Annotated in this window: 17 protein-coding genes and 1 rRNA gene; 17 read left to right on the forward strand and 1 reads right to left on the reverse strand. The window is 67.6% G+C overall.

Annotated elements, in window-relative coordinates:
- The first annotated feature begins 193 nt into the window (after positions 1 to 193).
- From BLP88_RS16995 to BLP88_RS17045, 11 genes are all read left to right on the forward strand, one after another.
- Complete coding sequence (locus BLP88_RS16995; RefSeq protein ID WP_074591164.1) at positions 194 to 1,657, forward strand: DUF3375 family protein; 1,464 nt, start codon at positions 194 to 196, stop codon at positions 1,655 to 1,657.
- The gene (locus BLP88_RS17000; RefSeq protein ID WP_074591166.1) at positions 1,650 to 2,567 is read left to right on the forward strand and encodes a DUF4194 domain-containing protein; all 918 of its coding nucleotides are present in this window, start codon (positions 1,650 to 1,652) and stop codon (positions 2,565 to 2,567) included. The genes BLP88_RS16995 and BLP88_RS17000 overlap by 8 nt, the downstream gene beginning before the upstream one ends.
- The gene (locus BLP88_RS17005; RefSeq protein ID WP_074591168.1) at positions 2,564 to 6,013 is read left to right on the forward strand and encodes an ATP-binding protein; all 3,450 of its coding nucleotides are present in this window, start codon (positions 2,564 to 2,566) and stop codon (positions 6,011 to 6,013) included. The genes BLP88_RS17000 and BLP88_RS17005 overlap by 4 nt, the downstream gene beginning before the upstream one ends.
- A gap of 137 nt (positions 6,014 to 6,150) precedes the next feature.
- On the forward strand, positions 6,151 to 7,227 hold the full coding sequence (locus tag BLP88_RS17010) for an iron-siderophore ABC transporter substrate-binding protein (protein ID WP_074591170.1): 1,077 nt from the start codon (positions 6,151 to 6,153) through the stop codon (positions 7,225 to 7,227).
- 9 nt (positions 7,228 to 7,236) lie between these two features.
- Positions 7,237 to 8,340 carry a FecCD family ABC transporter permease gene (locus BLP88_RS17015; protein WP_074591172.1) on the forward strand — a complete coding sequence of 368 codons (1,104 nt, stop codon included), beginning with the start codon at positions 7,237 to 7,239 and terminating at the stop codon, positions 8,338 to 8,340.
- A 125-nt stretch (positions 8,341 to 8,465) separates the two neighbouring features.
- Positions 8,466 to 9,464: a FecCD family ABC transporter permease gene (locus tag BLP88_RS17020; RefSeq protein ID WP_373366906.1), complete on the forward strand. Its 999-nt coding sequence runs from the start codon at positions 8,466 to 8,468 to the stop codon at positions 9,462 to 9,464.
- A gap of 1 nt (position 9,465) precedes the next feature.
- Positions 9,466 to 10,317: an ABC transporter ATP-binding protein gene (locus tag BLP88_RS17025; RefSeq protein ID WP_084111324.1), complete on the forward strand. Its 852-nt coding sequence runs from the start codon at positions 9,466 to 9,468 to the stop codon at positions 10,315 to 10,317.
- The gene (locus BLP88_RS17030; RefSeq protein WP_074591175.1) at positions 10,314 to 11,366 is read left to right on the forward strand and encodes a siderophore-interacting protein; all 1,053 of its coding nucleotides are present in this window, start codon (positions 10,314 to 10,316) and stop codon (positions 11,364 to 11,366) included. Before BLP88_RS17025 ends, BLP88_RS17030 begins: the two co-directional genes overlap by 4 nt.
- A gap of 349 nt (positions 11,367 to 11,715) precedes the next feature.
- Positions 11,716 to 13,302 carry a serine hydrolase domain-containing protein gene (locus BLP88_RS17035; RefSeq protein WP_084111326.1) on the forward strand — a complete coding sequence of 529 codons (1,587 nt, stop codon included), beginning with the start codon at positions 11,716 to 11,718 and terminating at the stop codon, positions 13,300 to 13,302.
- Positions 13,303 to 13,347: 45 nt separating this feature from the next.
- A complete protein-coding gene (locus BLP88_RS17040) occupies positions 13,348 to 14,208 on the forward strand; it encodes an SGNH/GDSL hydrolase family protein (protein WP_074591177.1) in 861 nt (286 codons plus the stop codon).
- On the forward strand, positions 14,205 to 15,053 hold the full coding sequence (locus BLP88_RS17045) for an SGNH/GDSL hydrolase family protein (protein WP_074591178.1): 849 nt from the start codon (positions 14,205 to 14,207) through the stop codon (positions 15,051 to 15,053). Before BLP88_RS17040 ends, BLP88_RS17045 begins: the two co-directional genes overlap by 4 nt.
- Positions 15,054 to 15,126: 73 nt before the next feature.
- Here BLP88_RS17045 and BLP88_RS17050 read toward each other — a convergent pair whose 3' ends face one another.
- Positions 15,127 to 15,411: a YciI family protein gene (locus tag BLP88_RS17050; protein ID WP_074591180.1), complete on the reverse strand. Its 285-nt coding sequence runs from the start codon at positions 15,409 to 15,411 to the stop codon at positions 15,127 to 15,129.
- 41 nt (positions 15,412 to 15,452) lie between these two features.
- Here BLP88_RS17050 and BLP88_RS17055 point away from each other — a divergent pair, with 41 nt between their 5' ends.
- The 6 genes from BLP88_RS17055 to BLP88_RS17080 form a co-directional block, all read left to right on the forward strand.
- Positions 15,453 to 15,932, forward strand: coding sequence for a MarR family winged helix-turn-helix transcriptional regulator (locus BLP88_RS17055; RefSeq protein WP_074591182.1), 480 nt, complete (start codon positions 15,453 to 15,455; stop codon positions 15,930 to 15,932).
- Between the two features lie 48 nt (positions 15,933 to 15,980).
- Entirely contained in the window at positions 15,981 to 16,763 is a 783-nt protein-coding gene (locus tag BLP88_RS17060; RefSeq protein ID WP_074591184.1) for an SGNH/GDSL hydrolase family protein, read from the forward strand.
- A 415-nt stretch (positions 16,764 to 17,178) separates the two neighbouring features.
- Positions 17,179 to 17,415 (forward strand): 50S ribosomal protein L28, encoded by a 237-nt coding sequence (gene rpmB / locus BLP88_RS17065; RefSeq protein ID WP_074591186.1) that lies wholly within the window; start codon positions 17,179 to 17,181, stop codon positions 17,413 to 17,415.
- Positions 17,415 to 17,585, forward strand: coding sequence for a 50S ribosomal protein L33 (gene rpmG / locus BLP88_RS17070; RefSeq protein ID WP_070348673.1), 171 nt, complete (start codon positions 17,415 to 17,417; stop codon positions 17,583 to 17,585). Before rpmB ends, rpmG begins: the two co-directional genes overlap by 1 nt.
- 2 nt (positions 17,586 to 17,587) lie before the next feature.
- Positions 17,588 to 17,893, forward strand: a complete 306-nt coding sequence (rpsN, locus tag BLP88_RS17075; protein ID WP_074591188.1) for a 30S ribosomal protein S14 — start codon at positions 17,588 to 17,590, stop codon at positions 17,891 to 17,893.
- A gap of 754 nt (positions 17,894 to 18,647) precedes the next feature.
- Positions 18,648 to 18,767: ribosomal RNA gene (locus BLP88_RS17080) — 16S ribosomal RNA — on the forward strand; the annotation flags it as partial.

Consider the following 18,767-nt stretch of genomic DNA (forward strand, 5'->3'; position numbering starts at 1 on the left):
ACGGTGCTGTGGACCAGACAGCACGGGCGGCACCTGCGGGTGGCCTTCCGCCACTCAGTTGAGGTTACCGGCCGGCGACCCCCGTGGGGACGGTCCTGAGCAGGTCCTGCGGAAACCCTGCGTTAACCTTGTACGGGGCAGTTTCCGAAAAATCCCGCTGCCACGACGTACCGCGGCAGCTGAAGGAGAGTGTGTGTCCCGCTCAGCGATGTCCTCGGCTGACGCCATCGGTGCCCGGCTCCGGGACCTGGAACTCCTCACCAAAGGGCCGGCGTGGGCTTTGACCCGTTCGGCACCCTGGGTAATCGCGGTGCTCCAGGCGTCCTTTACCCGCACCCGTCCGCAGCTTCCGCTCGAAGAGTTCCACGCCGACGTCGACGCTTTCCTTGAGCAGCTCCGCCGCCAGGAGCCGGGGCTGGGAGGCTCGGCCAACGGCAAGGCATTCGGGGACGAGTGGACCCGCAAGCAGTTCCTCACGCGGCGGAACCAGTCCGGGCAGATCGTCTACGAAGTCACCGAGGCCGCGGCCCGCGTCCTGGCTTTCCTCGACAGCCTCTCCAGCGAACGCTCCACCTTGAACGGTTCCCGCCTCGGGACGCTGCTGGGCGACGTCGAGAAGCTCGCCAACGAAACGAACCCGGACCAGAGCGCCCGGCTGGAGGCCCTGGAAGAGGAAATCCAGGACCGCAAGCAGCTGATCGAGGACATCAGTTCCGGCGATTTCGACGGCCTGCTGGACGACGAGGAAGCCGTCGAGGCCGCCGGGAACATCCTGGACCTGGCCGCGGGCCTGCCCGCCGACTACAAGAAGATGCGCGACCGCATCGAGGAACTGGTGGGCGAGCTGCGCAACCAGATCATCGAAGAGTCGCTCAGCAAAGGCGCCACCATGGCCCAGGTCCTGGAAGCGGACAAGCGGCTGCGGCAGAGCCCTGAAGGCAGGACCTTCCGCTCCTTCACGGCATTCCTTGAGGATCCGCTGCAGCAGCTGCGTTTCCGTTCGGCGATCGGCGAGGTGCTGGGCCGGCAGTTCGCGGACGAGCTCAGCCACGAGGACCGCGAGACCCTCCGGAACCTCGTGGCCGAACTCCGCACCCAGCACAGCCAGATCCAGCGGATCTACGGCAAGCTCTCCGAAAGCCTCAACGCCTACATCCAGAGCGACGACATCCGCCAGTCCGTGCGGCTGCGGCACGTCCTGCGGGAGGCCGAGCAGGCCATCCGCTCCATGCCGTACGAACGCGACCGGCCCGGACTGGTCCGCGCCCCCGTGCTGTACAACGCGGCCTTCGAATCGCTCGCAATGGTCAAGCTCTTCGACCCGGACGAATTCGCCGCGCCGCCCAAACTCGCGGAACCGATCGCCTTCAGCGATGCGGACCGCGTGCGGTCCCTGCGGTCCGCGAAGGCGAGGCCCGACGTCGTCCGCGCGGCTACCGTGGGAGCCGCCACCTTGGCGGAGGCGTGGGAAAACCTGCCCGGGGACGAGCGGCACATCAACACCGTCCGCGCCCTGCTCTCCCACGCCCTGCACAGCGGCGCCGCCTTCGAGGCCGAAGGCTGGGAAAACATCGACTTCGAACAGATCGACGGCAGCACCCGCACCGCGTACCTGCCGCTCGTGACACTCACCGCCGACAAGGATTCCGATGACTGACGCCCCCACCACCGACGGACATGTCCACTCCGACCCGTTCCGGGTGGCCCCGCGCGACACCTTCGTGGACGGCGCCGCCCTGTTCCCGGGGGACACCGGCGTGCTGCCCATGAAGCTCCGCCAGGCGCTGGTGCGGCTGCTGAAGGGGCCGTACGTCGACGGCGGCCGCGACGAGAAGCTGTGGGCCACCCTGCTGGACAACCAGCAGATCCTGCGCAGCCGGCTCTCCGAACTGTTCCTGAGCCTGCAGTTGGACCACGAACGCAAGATCGCGGTGCTCCGCCCGGTGGACCCCGAGGTGATCGGCGGCGGCGCCCGCTCCAGCATCCTCCGCCAGCAGCGCGCCCTGAGCCGCGTGGAAACCATTGTGCTGCTGCGCCTGCGCCTGCTGCTGGACCGGCACGCCACGGCCCAGACCGAACCCACCATCACCCGCGAGGAAATCTCCGAACTCGTGGCCCACTACCAGCCCTCCGGCCAGCAGGACGCCCTCCGCGACGCCGACGTCGTCAACCGCACCATCACCAAGCTCCTGGCCCGCCAACTCCTCCTGGCCACCGGCATCGACGACACCTTCTCCATCTCCCAGGCCCTCCCGCTGGCCCTCCCCTTCGAAAACATTGGCGACATCCCCGCCCAAATCGAAGCCCTCATGGCCGCAGGAGCAGACGAAACCGGCACCGAGCCGCTGCTCGAACTGGCAGAAACAGACGACGACGGCGACGGCGACGCCCAAGGCGAGACGACTCCCGCCGGAGCGGTGGATGCCGGCCCGGGAGTGGCATCGGGCCTGTCGAAGCCGCGCGCTGAGCTGATCGAAGATCAGCTGCGCGGCGAAGGGGCGGGGCCGGCATCCACCGCGGAGGCAGAGCCAACCACGACTGACGAAACCAAGGAGGCAGCCAAGTGACCATTGCGAGCATGCTTCCGATCGGCGATCAGGTGAACCCCGGCCAGATGCGGCTGGCGCTGGTCCAGGTGGTCAACTGGGGCACCTTCCATGGGGCGCACACGATGCACGTGGACCGCAACGGCACCCTGTTGACGGGTAATTCGGGCGTGGGCAAGTCCACGTTGTTCGATGCCATGCTGCGGGTCTTCGATGCCCGTCCGCGCTCCAACGAGGCGGCGGCGCAGCGGGCCGGCGGGGCCGTGGAGGACAAGCGCACCACGTTCACGTACATGCGCGGCAAGGTCGGCGACAAGGCCGTGGGCGAGGGGTCGGCCAGTGCCTTCCAGCGGCCCGGTGCCACCTGGTCCGCCGTCGCGCTGACGTTCGACAACGCCGCCGGCACCCGGGTGACGGTGTCGGCGCTTTTCGACCTGCCGAAGAACGGCACGGAGTCCAGCGTCGGCCGCTTCTACCTGATCGACCACAAGCCGCTGGACCTGGCGGCGATCGAGGGCATCGCGGAGAAGCGCTTCACCAAGGGCGCCCTGGAGGGCATCTTCCCCGAGGCGCAGGTCTTCGACGTGCACAAGGCCTTCGCGGAGCGTTTCCGCCGGCTGCTCGGCATCAGCTCGGACCAGGCCCTGCCCCTGCTGCGCGTGATCCAGGCCGGCAAGGGCCTGGGCGGCAGCGTCAACACCTTCTTCCGGGACCAGGTGCTCGACCCGCCGGCCACACTCGCGGCGGCGGACGACGTCGTTGAGGAATTCAGCAACCTGATGTCCATCCGGCAGCGCTTGGAGGACGTGCGGCAGCAGCGCGACCAGTTGGCGCCGGTGCCCGGGCTTAACAAGGAGTACGCGCAGTCGCTGCTTGAGGCGAACCGGCTGCGGGAGCTCAGCGGCGAGGAATTCGATTCCTTCAAGCAGCAGCTCGCCGTCGAGGTTCATACGAAAACGCTGGCCCGCTTCAAGGAGCTCGCCCAGGAAAAGGCCAAGGAACTCAGCGCCGAACGGTCCGTCCGGGATGCCCTGGCCAAGGAACTGCGTCAGCTCGAATCGGACTACAACAACCAGGGCGGCAACGCGATCTCCGCGATCGAGCAGTCGCTGGAGAATGCCCGGCTGGGCCTGAAGCTGCGGCAGGACGTGGAGGCCGCGGCCCGGAAGGCGCTGGCCGACGCCGGCCTGGACCTGGAGTGGAGCGCCGAGGGCTGGAACCAGGCCCACGAGCAGGCGGCGGCGCGCTCGGCCGAGCTCCAGGACGATTCCGAATCCCTGCGCGAGCTGCGCTTCGAGGCCTTCGACGGGCACGCGACGAAGAAGCGCGAACTCGCCGCGGCTCAGCAGGAGCTCGCTTCCCTGCGGAGCAGCAAGTCCCTGCTGCCGCCGTCGAGCATAGAAAACCGGGCGGCAATCGCCGCGGCAACCGGCGTCCCGGAAGAGCGCATGCCGTTCGGCGGCGAGCTGATCGACCTCGCCGAGGGGGAGGAACAGTGGCGGCCCGCCGCCGAGCGCGCGCTGCGTAGCCTCGCCACCACGCTGCTGGTCCCGGGCGAGCATTTCGCCGCCGTCACGCGCTTCTTGAACGACAACAGCATCCGCGGCGCCCTCCGCGCGGTGGACGTGTCCAAGCCGCTCGCCGGCGGCGCGCTGGCTGTGGAGGACGCGTCCGACGGCGATCTGCTGGGCAAGCTGGACATCCTCACCTCGGGCGCGAACGCCGACGCCGGGGAGTGGGTCCGCGAGCGGATCGCCGTGGACTTCGCCTACCCGTGCGTGGAGGACCCGGACGAACTGGCCGGCCTGGACAAGGGCCTGAGCCTGGGCGGCGTGGTCAAGCGGAACCGGCACACCGTGGAAAAGGACGACCGCTTCACAGGACGCCAGGACTACGTGCTGGGCTTCGACAACGCCGCCAAGCAGGAACTGCTCGCCGCGAAGGTCGGGGAACTGGAGAACGAGCTGGCCAAGGCGGCCGAGCTGGCCCAGAGCCGTGAAGACTCGCACCAGGGGATGGCCCGCCAGCTTGAGGCCCTCCGCCGCGTGGCCGAGGACGAACGCGGCTGGGAACAGGTCTCGGCCGCGGTGGCCGAAGACGAACTGGCCCGGATCGAACAGCGCCTCAAGGACGCCCTGGCGGCGCAGGCGGACCTCGAACCCCTGCGCGCCAGCATCGAGGCCGTGCGCGAAAAGCACCAGTCCTCCACAGGTGCCGCGGCCGTGCTCCAGAGCGAATACAAGGCCCTGGACCAGCAGATGACCACGGCTGACTCGCTGCTGGACACCGCGCGTGCGCGCCTGGCCGAGGCGCCGCCGTCGGACGCCACCGTGGCCGCGCTGGAACCGCATTTCACCGGCTTCGGCGACATCACCGAACTGCATGAGCTGGACAACCTGGCCAACCGGGTCCGCACCTCCCTGCTCGCCGAACTGCACGCGGCCGAGTCCAGGGGACAAGCGCTGGCGGAACGGCTGAGCCGCATCTTCGAGGGGTTCGTGCGGGACTGGGGGACCGCGATCTCGGCGGACCACGGCACCTCCATCGGCGCCGCCGGCGAGTTCGAGTCCCGCTACCACCAGATCGTCAGCGAGGGCCTGCCGGCGCAGGAAGCCGAGTTCCGGCAGTTCTTCAACCAGCGCACGCACGAATCCTTCAGCACCCTGCTGCACCTGCTGGACGAGGAACGGCGCGCCATCACCAGCCGTATCCTGCCGCTGAACGGCATCCTGTCCGAGGTGAACTTCCACGAGGGCAGCTACCTCGAGCTGGACATCAAGCAGACCATGCCCGCCACCGCCAAGCAGTTCAAGGACGCCATCCAGAACGCGCTCAAGGCCCGGCACGGCCGCCGCACCGGTCCTGCGGGTGCGGGCGGCAGCGCGGCGGAGGACGACGTCGAGCTCGGCAACCGCTACAAGTCCCTCGAAACGCTGGTCAAGCGGCTCGGTTCGCAGGCCCCGGAAGACCGCCGCTGGCGGGCCGAGGTGCTGGACGTGCGCGGCCACCTGTTCATCCAGTGCAAGGAACACCGCGAGGTGCAGGGCCCGCGCGGTGGGGCGAAGACCGAGGTCTTCATGCACACGGACACCGGGTCCATGTCCGGTGGCGAGCGGCAGCGCTTCACCGCGTTCATCATGGCCGCCGCGTTGAGCTACCAACTGGGCATCGCCGAACAGGGCTTCACCACCTACGGCACGGTGATGATGGACGAGGCCTTCGTGCTCGCCTCCGAAGAGTTTGCCGGCGCGGGCATCAAGGCGCTGCACGAGTTTGGTTTCCAGCTGCTGCTGGCTGCCCCGGAAAACGTCATCGACCTCTCCCGGCACCTCGGCTCGGTCACGGAGATCCTGCGGGACAAGCGCACCAACCGTTCCGGCGTGCTCACGGCCCCCGTGATCAGCGGCCCCGCGGTGCCGGGCCAGTGGCGCTCCGAGGCCAACCCGGTGGACATCGTGTTCCGCTGACCCCGCGTTGCTGCTGGGCCTGGGGTGCGAACGCGCGCCGGCCGCGCTCGGTGCAATTAGGTGACGTAAGTGTTTCGTAATAACCCGAAGGGTAGGCTAGCCTTACTTGAGTTCGCATCACTGACTTAAGGATTTCCATGGCATCCCTCCTTCCGCGCCGTGCCCTGCTCAAGACCGCAGGCAGCGCGACTGCCGCGCTTGCCGCCGTCGCACTTTCCCTGACGGCCTGCTCCACCGGCCCGGCCTCCACCGGCACCCAAAGCGAGACGGCAGCGTCCAGCGCCGCACAGTTCCCGGTGACCATTAAGAACGTCTTCGGCGAGACCACCATCAAGGAACAGCCCAAGCGCGTCGTCACCATCTCCTGGGTGAACGACGACGTCGCCCTGGCCCTTGGCGTGGTTCCTGTTGGTGTCCCGAAGAACGAGTGGGGCAACAACAGCAAGGGCTCCACCCCGTGGAAGGACGCCGCCCTCGAAAAGCTCGGCGCCTCCTTCGGCAGCGACAAGGCCCCGGTCCAGTTCTCTGAGGCCGACGGCGTCAACTTCACCGAGATCGCCAAACTGAACCCGGACGTCATCCTGGCCGCCTACTCCGGCCTCGAAGCAGCCGACTACAAGAAGCTCACTGAAATCGCCCCCGTGGTGGCCCAGCCGGAGCTCGCCTTCGGCACGCCGTGGCAGGAAGCCACCACCGTCATCGGCAAGGCCCTCGGCAAGACCGCCGAAGCAGAGAAGCTCGTCGCCGACACCGAGGCCGCCATCAAGGAGAAGGCCGCCAAGTACCCGCAGATCGCGGGCAAGACCTTCATCTGGGGCAACCTCGACCCGGCCAGCGCCGAGAACACCGGCATCTACCTGGCCGCCGACAACCGTCCGCGCTTCCTCACCGAGATCGGCATGAAGGCTGCTCCCGTGGTGGAGGAGAAGTCCAAGGGCTCCAAGGAGTTCTTCGCCGCCTGGTCCGCCGAGAAGGCCAATGAGCTGGACTCCGACGTCTTCCTGACCTGGGTTGCGGATGCCAAGACCAAGGACCAGATCGTCAAGGACCCGCTGCTCAGCCAGATCCCGGCGGTGAAGAAGGGCGCCCTGGTGGCCGACCCGGACACCACCCTGACCCTGGCCACTTCCGCCGCCTCGCCGCTGAGCCTGCCATGGGCCCTGGACCAGTTCCTGCCCCAGCTCGCCGCCGCCGCCGACGCAGCCGGCAAGTAACCACCACCCATGACAAGCACGACGGCGGCCTCCTCCGGGAAGCGCGAACGTACAGTTACGGCCCCGAACGGGACCGAAACAGGGCCCCAACTGTACGTTCGCGCGGAGGTTCGCGCCCGGAAAGGCAAGCAGCCCGCCTGGCTGCTCGCCGCCGTCGTCGTGCTTGCCATTGCCTGCGGCGCCTCCCTCGCGGTGGGCGCCCGGGCCATCCCGCTCGAAACAGTCTGGGACGCCCTGGCCCATTTCGATCCGGCCGACGGCAACCACGCCGTGGTCCACGCCCGCATCCCGCGCACCGTGCTCGGCCTGCTGGCCGGCGGTGCACTGGGCCTGGCCGGCGCCGCGATGCAGGGCGTGGCCCGCAACCCCCTGGCCGACCCGGGCATCATGGGAGTCAACGCCGGGGCGGCGCTCGCCGTCGTCGGCGGCATCTACCTCTTCGGCATCACCGGCCTGACCGGCTACATCTGGTTCGCGTTCCTCGGCGCGGCGGTCGCCGCCACGGTCGTGTACCTGCTCGCGTCCACGGGCCGGGACGGCGCGACGCCGGTCAAGCTCGCCCTGGCGGGCGCGGCACTGAACGCCGGGCTCTACTCGCTGATGAACGTGGTGCTCGTCTCCAGCCAGGACACCCTGGACCGTTTCCGGTTCTGGCAAGTGGGCAGTGTGGCCGGGCGCGACTGGTCCGTCATCCTGCCCGGCCTGCCATTCCTGGCGGCGGGCGCCCTGCTGGTTCTCTGCAGCGGCCGGGTACTCAACACCCTGGCCCTCGGCGACGACCTCGCCCGCGGACTCGGCCAGCGGGTGGGTCTCTCCCGCGGCATCGTGGCGCTCGGCGTGGTCCTGCTGTGCGGCTCCGCCACCGCGCTCGCCGGCCCCATCGCGTTCCTCGGCTTGGTCATCCCGCACGCCGTGCGCTTCTTCACAGGCCCGGACTACCGCTGGATCCTGCCCTTCTCCCTCGCCCTGGCCCCGGCCCTGCTCCTCGGCGCGGACGTCGTGGGCCGCGTGGCGCTCCCGCCCGGCGAAGTCCCCGCCGGCATCATGACCGCCATCATCGGCGCCCCGGTCTTCGTGTGGCTGGTCCGCCGCGGCAAGGGGGCCTCCCTGTGAGCCGCACTGTTGAGCGCGCCATTGTTGAGCCCGAACGTACAGTTGGCGCCCTGAAAACCGCGAAAAAGGGGCCCCAACTGTACGTTCGCGCAGAGCGCGCAGCAAAGGGGTTTAACCGGACCTGGCTGCTCGCGGCCGCCGTCGTCATCCTGTTCGTGGCGAGCATCCTCCTCGGCAGCTACACGGTCACGGTGCCGGACTTCTTCACCATCGTCTGGGCACACCTCACCGGCGGCGAAAAGATCCCCGGAGCCAGCTTCATCGTCATGGAGAACAAATTGCCGCGGGCGATAGTCGGCCTGCTGACCGGCCTCGCCTTCGGCTTGTCCGGCGCGCTGTTCCAGACCATGCTCCGCAACCCGCTCGCCAGCCCGGACGTGATCGGCATCAGCCACGGCGCCAGCGCCTCCGCCGTCGTGGCGATCGTGGTCTTCGGCGCCTCCGGGGCCACGGTGTCCGCCGCGGCCCTGCTCGGAGCCCTCGCCGTCGCCCTGCTCATCTACCTGATCTCCCGCGGCGGAAACCTGCGCGGGAGCCGCGGCAATGCCGCCGGCAACCGGCTGGTCCTGGCCGGCGTCGGCATCGCGGCGGCCCTCGGCGCCGTGGTGAACTTCCTGATGACCCGGGCGGACATCCGCACTGCCGCAGAAGCCCTCATTTGGCTCAACGGCTCCCTCAACCCGGCCACGTGGGAACGCATCGGAACCCTCCTGCCCGCCCTGTGCGTCCTGCTGCCCCTGGCGGCAGGCCTCGCCAAGCCGCTGCGCCTGCTGGAACTCGGCGACGACACCGCCGCCGGCCTCGGCGTCCGCGTCGGTGCGGTGCGGCTCGGCCTGGTGCTCACCGCCGTCGCACTCGCAGCGGTCGCGACGGCGGCAGCCGGCCCTGTCTCCTTCGTCGCCTTCCTTGCCGGGCCCATCGCCCGCCGCGTCACCGGGAAGCCCAGCCTCCCGGCGTCGGCCCTCACCGGCGCCGTGATCGTCCTGGCCGCCGACTACTTCGCCTACAACCTGGCACCCCTGCTGCTGGACGGCACGGTGCTGCCGGTCGGCGTCGTCACCGGCGCCCTGGGTGCCCCGTTCCTGCTCTGGCTCCTGGCCACCTCCAACCGAAAGGACGCCTGACATGGCACGTCTCAGCGCCCGGGACCTGACACTGCAGTACGAGCAGCGCCGGGTCATCGAAGGTCTCCGCACGGAGATCCCCGAAGGCAAGGTGACCATGATCGTGGGCGCCAACGGCTGCGGCAAATCCACCCTGCTCAGGGGCCTGTCCCGGCTGCTGAGGCCCGCTGCCGGGGCCGTGACCCTGGACGGCAAGGACATCCACAGCCGCCCGGCGAAGGAACTCGCCCGCACCCTCGGCCTGCTGCCGCAGCAGCCCACCGCTCCGGACGGCATCACGGTGCGCGACCTCGTGGGCCGCGGCCGCTACCCCCACCAGGCCTTCTTCCGCAACTGGAGCCACGGCGATTCCTCACCCCACGACCTCGCTGTGCGGAACGCCCTCGACGCGACCGCCACCACGGAGCTGGCGGACCGCATCGTGGACGAACTGTCCGGTGGGCAGCGCCAGCGCGTGTGGATCGCCATGGCCTTGGCCCAGGAAACCGAGGTCCTGCTGCTCGACGAACCCACCACCTACCTCGACCTCGCCCACCAGGTGGAAGTCCTGGATCTCGTCACGGACCTCAACCGCCGCCGCGGCACCACGGTGGCGATCGTGCTCCACGACCTGAACCTCGCAGCACGCTACGCGGACCACGTCATCGCCATGAAGGACGGCGCCGTGGTGGCCGAAGGCACCGGCATCGACGTCATCACCGAAGAACTCGTCCGCACCGTATTCGGCCTCGAATCCCGCGTGGTCCCGGACCCCGTCTCCGGAACCCCGTTGATCGTGCCGATCGGCCGCCACCACTACCCGGCCCCGCAGGCCACCGAAACCACCAAACCCGCACTGGAGATCGCCTCATGAGCACGGAAACCGCACCGATGGCCAAAAGCTACGCCACCGAGCCCATGGTCCTGGCCTTCGACGTCACCGTCACCGCGGTCCAGGAAATCGGCCCCAACTTCCGCCGGGTCACCTTCGGGGGCTACTGCCTGCGCGATTTCGGCGTCTCCGGCCACACCCTGGACCTGCGCATCAAGCTGCTGATCCCCTCGCTCGACGCCGACGGCCGCACCATCCCGCTGCCCGCCTTCGAGATGGATAAGCTCGGCTGGTACCAGGAATGGCTCGCCATGGACCCCGCGGTACGCGGCGCCATGCGCACCTACACCGTCCGCCGCGAACGCCTCGACGCCGTCTACCCGGAGATCGACGTCGACTTCGTGATGCACTTCGACGACGACGGCAACGGCGGCCCCGCAGCCCAGTGGGCCCTGAACGCGAAGCCCGGGGATTCGCTGACAGTCATCGGCCCGAACAACCGCGCCGCCCACTGCGTCACCGCCGAGATCTACTCCGGCATCGAATGGCGCCCGGGCCTGGCCCAGCGCGTCCTCCTTGCCGGTGACGAAACCTCCGTCCCCGCCATCAGCGCCATCCTCGAAAGCCTGCCCGCCGGAATCAGCGGCCACGCCTTCCTCGAGGTCCCCGAGGCCGGCGACTTCCAGGACCTCCAGACAGCCGCCGACGTCGAAATCACCTGGCTGGCTCGCGGCGCCTCGATCGGCCGCTCCCGTCCGCACGGCCAGCTCCTCCAGGACGCCGTCCGGAGAGCCGTCCCCGTGCCCGGCTGGGTAGGCATCGCCTCCGAAAGCGCCGCGGGCCCCGAACCGGAAGACGTCAACGTGGACCAGGACATCCTCTGGGAAACCCCGCAGCGCATGGACACTGCCTCCATCAAGGCCACCCGCAACCCGGACCTGCCCGCCGGTGCTCTGCCCTTCTACGCCTGGATCGCCGGCGAGGCCGGCGTCATCAAGGACATGCGGCGGTACCTGGTGCGCGATGTCGGGATTGACAGGAAGCAGGTGGCCTTCATGGGGTACTGGCGCAAGGGGAAAGCGGAGCTGTAGTTCCGTTTCGTCCCAGATTCCGCCGCTTAGTGCGCGACGGCGGTCGGTTGGCTTTCGCCTTCGCCGCTACTTTGCAGTCGCTTAGACACCTCCCGTCGCTTCGCTTCGGTCGCTGGGCGACCTTCGCTCACCTCTGGTCGGCGATGCGCTCCCTGCAAAGCACCGGCTGCGGCTGGTGGGTTTGTCGCCTTTTGGTGCGGCTCCTTGCTCCTTTCACCTTTTGCCTTTGTGCCCGACGGCGGTAGTTCGGCCCCGCTGTTCCCTTGCGGTTTTCGTTGTGGTTGGGCGGGGTGCGGCTTACTTTGGGAGGACGGGGACCGGAGGTGCGGTGCCCGGGATGGCGGGGGCCATGCTTAACGTTCTTCGGTTGTTTGCCGCGGTCCAGGCCGCCGGCACTGCCGTCGGTCTTGGCCTGCTGGCGCCGTTGCCCGGCAGTCCGCACCTTGGTGCGGATCCCGCGTTCGTCGCCGTCGATAACTACGCGGCCGTCGACAACTACCTGCAGGACCAACTGGACTCGCTCGGGATCCCGGGCGCCGCCGTCGTGATCATCAGGGACGGCAAGCAGGTCCATCAGGGCGCCTTCGGCAGGGCGGACGATGCAGGCAGGCCCATGACGGCTCAGACCCCGGTGCTCCTGGCCTCCACAAGCAAGTCCCTGACGGCGATCGCCGTGCTCCAGCAGGTCGAGGCCGGCCGGCTTGCCCTGGACGAGCCGGTGCAGAGCTACCTGCCCTGGTTCAGCCTGAACGACAGCCGGGCCTCCCGGATCACCGTCCGGCACCTGCTCCACCAAGCGAGCGGGCTGTCCTCCGCCGACGGGACGGCCTGGGAAGCCTCCGACACCCAGGCCCCGGAAGCCCTCGAACAGGGGGTGCGGGATCTGGCCGGAGCCTCGCTCGAGGGCGAGCCCGGAGAAGCATTCGGGTACTCCAACGCGAACTTCAACATCCTGGGCCTCCTCGTGGAGGCCGTGAGCGGCCAGCCGTTCGGGGACTACATGCGGGACCACGTTTTCCGTCCCTTGGCCATGGACCACAGCCACACCAGCCGGGCCTCCGCGGAAGCCGACGGCCTGGCCCGAGGGTACTCGCTGTGGTTCGGTTCTCTCTGGCTCCAGACGGGGGTGCCTGCACCGACCACGGGCATGCCGTCCACCACCATGTATGCCTCGGCGGAAGACCTGGGCCACGAACTGGTCGCCCTGATCGGCGGAGGACGGTACGCCGACAAGCGGATCCTCAGCCCCGAAAGCGTCGAGGCGATGCTGACGCCCGCCGTCGGCGTGGACGAGGCCAAGAGGTACGCCATGGGGTGGTTCACCCGCCCGCTCAGCGAGGCCGCAAGTCCGACGGCGGACGGCAGCCGGCCGCCACTGCTCCTGGAACACCAGGGCGAGTGGGGCAACACCCACACCTACACCGCCGTGGTCCCGTCTTCCGGCCTCGGGGTCGCGCTGGTGATCAACGCCAACGACACCTCCGCGCCATCACGGCTCAAGGCGCTGGACAGCAACATCCTGCGCATCCTCCACGGTCAGGACCCGGCGCCTACGGTGGTCCAGGAGGACTGGCTGCAGCGCAACGGCTGGGTGGTCGCGGCGGCGCTCCTGCTCGCCGAACTGGTGAGCTTCGTGTTGGCCCTGGTCCTCCTCCTCCGAACGCGCCGGGCGGTCTCCCCAGGAAAGCGGTGGCGGATCTTCCTTCTGGCAGGGTCAGCGCTGACCCTGGACGCGTTCCTGCTGTGGCTCAGCTTCAGCTACGCCCCGGCGCACTTCGAAACCCACCTGCCGGTGATCGTCCGGCAGCTCCCGGACGTCGGGTTCGCCTTGGTTCCGGCGCTGGCCCTGGCCATTCTGCTGCCCATCCCGAGGACTCTGTGGCTCCTTTCCCGGATGCTTCGTGGGAGTACCGCGGTGCCCGACGCCGTCCGTTAAGCTCTCTGTTCCCTTGCGGTTGATTGCTGCGGGTAGGGTCGCGGCGTGGTTGGTTTTCTTTCTTCCGCTGACGGGCGACGGCGGTTTGTTGCCCTCGGGGACTCCTTCACCGAGGGGGTGGGGGACCGGAACAAGCACCTGCCCAATGGGGTCCGCGGGTGGGCGGACCGGGTGGCCGAGAAGCTCGCGAAGGCTGAACCGGGCTGGGAGTACGCAAACCTTGCCGTACGCAGCAAGCGGCTGCGGCAGATCGTGGACGAGCAGGTGGAGCACGCCCTCGCCCTGAAACCAAGCCTCATCACCTTGTACGCCGGAGGAAACGACATCCTCGACTTCGGCACGGACATGGAACAGCTCATGGGCGAATACGAGCAACTCGTGGCCCGCCTCGCCGGAACCGGCGCCACCCTGGTCCTCTTCACCGGCTACGACGTCAAGGTTTCCGCCGTGCTGGAACCCTTCAGAAAGCGCAACGCCCTCTACAACCAGCGGGTCCGCGAACTGGCCGCCGAACATGGTGCGGTGCTGGTGGACTACTGGTGCATGGACGCCTACCACGACCGACGGATGTGGGCCGCGGACCGGCTGCACATGTCCAAAGCCGGCCACAAGTACCTGGCCGCCCGGGTCCTGGACCAGCTGGGCGTACCGCACAAGATCTCCCCGAAGGACTGGGACCCGCCCCGGCGCCTGAAGCTGCGCGAATGGGAACGCCTGCAGCGCCGCTGGATCCACGATTGGGTGGTTCCGCTGTTTGCCCGCAAGCTGCGCGGGGTCACCCTGGGCGATTCCCTCAGCCCCCGCTGGCCCGACCCCGTGAAGGTCCCCCGCAAGGGCGGGCTCCGGAAACTGCAGGAGAAACGGCTCCTGCAAAACAAGGCAGCAAAGGAGCGGAAACCGGCATGAGCACAAACATCAGCCCGGATTTGGCAAGCACCGGACCGGTGCGATTCGTCGCCGTCGGCGATTCCTTTACCGAAGGCGTGGGCGACCGCGACCTCCGCATGCCCAACGACTGCCGCGGCTGGGCCGACAGGGTGGCCGAAGAGCTGACCCGGAACGATCCGCGCACCCGCTACGCCAACCTCGCCGTCCGCGGCCGCCGGCTCCGCCGGATCGTGGACGAACAACTCGACGCCGCACTCGCCATGGAGCCCACCCTCGTCAGCTTCCATGCCGGCGGCAATGACCTGCTCGCCGCGCGCCTGGACCTCGGGGCGCTCATCCGCCGTTTCGAGGCCGCCGTCGCCCGGATTGCCGGGACCGGGACGCGGGTGCTGCTGTTCACTGAATACAACGTTCCGTTGTCCCCGGTCCTGGAGCCACTCAAGCTGCGCACGGCCATCTTCAACAAGCACATCCGGCGCATCGCGCGCGAACACGGCACGCTGCTGGTGGACCACTGGTGCTTCGAACGCTTCCAGGACCGCCGGATGTGGGCGCCGGACCGGCTGCACATGTCCACTCCCGGCCACCAGTACATGGCGGTGAAGGTCCTTGAGGTGCTCGGGGCGGCGCACTCGCTGCCGGCGCCGGTTCTCGCCCCGCCGCTGCCGCGCAGCCGCACGGAAATAATCGCCGACGACGCCGCCTGGCTGGGGCGCGACGTCGCCCCGTGGTTCTCCCGGCGGCTCCGGGGCGTCTCAAGCGGCGACCACCTCGGCGCCCGCTGGCCGGCCCTGATGCCTGCGGTCCTCCCGGAACGCCTGGGCACCTCGAGGGCGAGGATGACTGAAGTGGCCCAGTTCTAGCCGGTTCTGGCCTGGAACCGGGCCAGTTATGCGGTGCCAGGAGGCAAAAGACGGGCTGCTTCAGCCACGCTATTCAGTCGAGCAGGTTCTCGTAGCCTTCGGCGGCCGAGGTCACGGAGAATTCGATGATTTCGAAGTCGGCCACGCCGTTGGAATAGAAGGGGTCGCGTGCCAGGGCTTCGTCCAGGGTGGCGCGGTCGACGCCGGACAGCAACACACCGCCGATCGCCGGAACGCGACGGCCGGACGCAAGGAAGATTCCGGCGTCGAAGGTCTCCTTCACCCAGGCCATATGGGCGGGCCGGTGGTAGTCGACGATTTCGTCGGGGACCTTGTACGTCAGCGACACAATGAACATGGCACCAGACTACCCAGCGGACCCCCGCCTAGGATGGTTCCATGACCGAACCCCGCTGGCTGAATGCCGAGGAACGCCGCGCCTGGCTGGCCCTCGTGAGCATCAACACCCTGCTGCCGGCGGCGTTGGACACCAAACTCCAGGCCGCGGGGAAGCTGTCCCTCTTCGACTACAACGTGTTGGCGATGCTGTCCGAATCCGAGGGCCGCTTCCTGCCCATGAGCGAACTCGCGGCCCGCACCAGCGCCTCCCTCTCCCGGCTGTCGCACGTGGTCACCAAGCTGCAGAAACGCGGGTGGGTGGAGCGCGAGGGACACCCCCGCGACGCCCGCGTCACCGTGGCGCACCTGACCGACGCCGGAATGGACACCATTGTCGGCCTCGCGCCGGGGCACGTGGAGTCAGTCCGGGAGCTGATGATGGACGCTATGACCGACGACGACGTCGCGGACCTCGCGCGCATCGGCGAGAAGATCGTGGCCCGCCTCAAGCCGGACCACTGGATCCTGCGCGAACGCTGAGCCTCGAAGAGTCACGGGGCCGCCGCACCCGGTGACTAGACTGTCGGCATGGATTTTTCGGCCCGTTATGTCGCACTGGGGGATTCCTTCACCGAAGGCGTCGGCGACCCCGACCCCGCCCGGCCCAACGGCGTCCGCGGCTGGGCGGACCGGGTGGCCGAACAGCTCGGCCGGGACAACGACTCCTTCGGCTACGCCAACCTCGCCATCCGTGGCAGGAAGCTCCGCCAGATCATCGCAGAACAGGTGGACGCCGCCGTCGCGCTCCAACCCACACTGGTGACCATCTACGCCGGGGCGAACGACATCTTCCGCCCCAAGGTGGACATAGATTCCCTGATGGAGGATTACGACGCCGGCCTGGCCGCCTTGCGCGCCACGGGCGCCGCCGTAGTGTTGTTCACCGGCTTCGACTCCCGGAGTTCGAAGGTTTTCGGCACCATGCGCGGACGCACCGCGATCTACAACGAACTGGTCCGGGAAATCGCGGACCGGCATGGCGCCAGCCTGGTGGATTACTGGCGCTTCGGCGAGTACCACGACTGGCGTATGTGGGACCGGGACCGGATGCACATGTCCACCGCCGGGCACATCAACATGGCGAACCGGGTGCTGGACGTGCTGGAGCACGAACGGCTGGTGCCCACGGAAACGGAGCCCGGCCTGGCGGGCGGAAGCACCGCCGTCGCGCGTGCCGGCCGGATCGCTGCCCTCCGCGAAAATGCCCAATGGGTGCGGGAGCACGCCGTTCCCTGGGTGGTTCGGCGGGTCAAGGGCACCTCGTCCGGTGACGGGCTGAGCCCGAGGTACCCGGAACTGACGCGCCTGTAGCGGGGACTTCCGTCGTTGGTGTCCCTGCTTGCCGGGCCGTGGGCGGCCTCACCTGAACTGGCTCCTATACACCGGATTGGTCTTAATTTCACGTAGCACCTAGACTTATTAGGCGCTAGGTGGCGCGGAGCGTGTGCAATTGCTCCGGTTGGCGGTGACTGTCGGGAACGGCGGAAGATCCGGTGGCCGGTAGTTAGGGGCTCAAGTTGCTTCGTTCCTCCATCCGCCCGGTATCCCGGAACCAGTTTCCGGACCCACTCCTTCGCCGCAGCGGCAAATCCTGTGCTGGTTTTCAGCCGGTCTTTGGTGCTGCGGGAACTACCGAAAACATAGTGGACCGGCGCCGGACGTCACTGACCGCACGGCAGGCAGGAATTCTGCGGGCCGTTATTCCAAAACTTTGAGGAGAGTCGACATGGCAGCACACTGCCAGGTGACCGGAGCCGAGCCGGGCTTTGGACACAGCATTTCGCACTCGCACCGCCGCAACAAGCGCCGGTTCGACCCGAACATCCAGAAGAAGCGCTACTGGGTTCCGTCCCTGCGCCGCAATGTCACGCTGACTGTGTCGGCTAAGGGCATCAAGACCATCGACGTTCGCGGCATCGACGCAGTCGTCGCCGAAATCCTTGCTCGTGGGGTGAAGCTCTAATGGCAAAGAAGGACAAGGACGTACGTCCGATCATCAAGCTGAAGTCCACTGCGGGCACCGGCTACACCTACGTGACCCGGAAGAACCGTCGTAACGACCCGGACCGCCTGGTCCTGAAGAAGTACGACCCGAAGATCCGCCAGCACGTCGAATTCCGAGAGGAGCGCTAAACATGGCTAAGAAGTCCAAGATTGCTCGCAACGAGCAGCGCAAGGTCATCGTTGAGCGCTACGCCGCCAAGCGCCTCGAACTGAAGAAGACCCTGGTTGACCCCAACGCGACTGACGAAGCACGCGAAGCTGCACGCCTCGGCCTGCAGAAGCTTCCCCGCAACGCTTCCCCGATCCGCGTCCGCAACCGCGACGTCATCGACGGCCGCCCGCGCGGTACCTTCCAGAAGTTCGGCATCTCCCGTGTCCGTTTCCGCGACATGGCACACAAGGGCGAACTCCCGGGCATCACCAAGTCTTCCTGGTAATCACGTCTTACTGTAATTCAGGAGAGCACTGATTTCAGCAGCTTGAGAAGGGGCCGGCAACCGTTTGGTTGCCGGCCCTTTTTGCGTTTCCGGGTGACTTTCTGGTTCGGTGCCTGGGTGTGGCACGGTTCCGCGTGGACATGTTCTTCCGTGGGGGTGCGGGCGGACGTATCGCTGCCCTGCGCACTCCTCGCCGCTCCGGGTGGACATGTCCGGTGGTGTGAGCGGCTTCACTTGGCTGGCTTGGGGCATCGTTGCACCGCCGGCGGCGCTTCATGGGCGGGTTTCGCCCGGGATTCCGGGGCTCCTGCGACCGCGCCAGGCTGATTTGCGCCGGCTCCGCGGCCCGTGTAATGTTTTCTGAGTCGCCGCGAGGGGGACAGCGAAGAGCTGGGACCCGGAGGCGGCCAAAACTCCCCCGAAGATAGCCGGATTTCCGGCTGGCCTTGATGCTTTCAAGGGACCTTTGTTCAGGAATTGACGGAAACGTTGATTTGCCTGAAGGAAGGGAATCGGGTAAGTTTGAAAAGTTGCTCCGGAGCGATCCTGAATGTTTGGTTTGGGTGGTGCCGGGTGTGTCTGTTGTTTGAGAACTCAATAGTGTGCCAAGTTTGTTGATACCGATTTTTATTAATTGGTTATTTGCGCTGGATTGTCCACCCCCGTGGATGGTTTGGTGTTTTTAGCTGGTTTCAAATTTTGTGCAGCCGGGTGTGGTGTTATTTCCATTGTGCCTGGTTGTGTCTGTTTTACTTCAACGGAGAGTTTGATCCTGGCTCAGGATGAACGCTGGCGGCGTGCTTAACACATGCAAGTCGAACGATGAAGCACCGCTTGCGGTGTGGATTAGTGGCGAACGGGTGAGTAACACGTG

Source organism: Arthrobacter cupressi, from assembly GCF_900099975.1.
Classification (GTDB): domain Bacteria; phylum Actinomycetota; class Actinomycetes; order Actinomycetales; family Micrococcaceae; genus Arthrobacter; species Arthrobacter cupressi.

Coding starts and splice junctions, on each gene's coding strand:
- BLP88_RS17060 (WP_074591184.1), top strand. CDS start 15,981: ATGGATTTTTCGGCCCGTTATGTCGCACTGGGGGATTCCTTCACCGAA.
- BLP88_RS17015 (WP_074591172.1), top strand. CDS start 7,237: ATGACAAGCACGACGGCGGCCTCCTCCGGGAAGCGCGAACGTACAGTT.
- BLP88_RS17055 (WP_074591182.1), top strand. CDS start 15,453: ATGACCGAACCCCGCTGGCTGAATGCCGAGGAACGCCGCGCCTGGCTG.
- BLP88_RS17025 (WP_084111324.1), top strand. CDS start 9,466: ATGGCACGTCTCAGCGCCCGGGACCTGACACTGCAGTACGAGCAGCGC.
- rpsN (WP_074591188.1), top strand. CDS start 17,588: ATGGCTAAGAAGTCCAAGATTGCTCGCAACGAGCAGCGCAAGGTCATC.
- BLP88_RS17000 (WP_074591166.1), top strand. CDS start 1,650: ATGACTGACGCCCCCACCACCGACGGACATGTCCACTCCGACCCGTTC.
- BLP88_RS17010 (WP_074591170.1), top strand. CDS start 6,151: ATGGCATCCCTCCTTCCGCGCCGTGCCCTGCTCAAGACCGCAGGCAGC.
- BLP88_RS17045 (WP_074591178.1), top strand. CDS start 14,205: ATGAGCACAAACATCAGCCCGGATTTGGCAAGCACCGGACCGGTGCGA.
- rpmB (WP_074591186.1), top strand. CDS start 17,179: ATGGCAGCACACTGCCAGGTGACCGGAGCCGAGCCGGGCTTTGGACAC.
- rpmG (WP_070348673.1), top strand. CDS start 17,415: ATGGCAAAGAAGGACAAGGACGTACGTCCGATCATCAAGCTGAAGTCC.
- BLP88_RS17050 (WP_074591180.1), bottom strand. CDS start 15,411: ATGTTCATTGTGTCGCTGACGTACAAGGTCCCCGACGAAATCGTCGAC.
- BLP88_RS17035 (WP_084111326.1), top strand. CDS start 11,716: ATGCTTAACGTTCTTCGGTTGTTTGCCGCGGTCCAGGCCGCCGGCACT.
- BLP88_RS17030 (WP_074591175.1), top strand. CDS start 10,314: ATGAGCACGGAAACCGCACCGATGGCCAAAAGCTACGCCACCGAGCCC.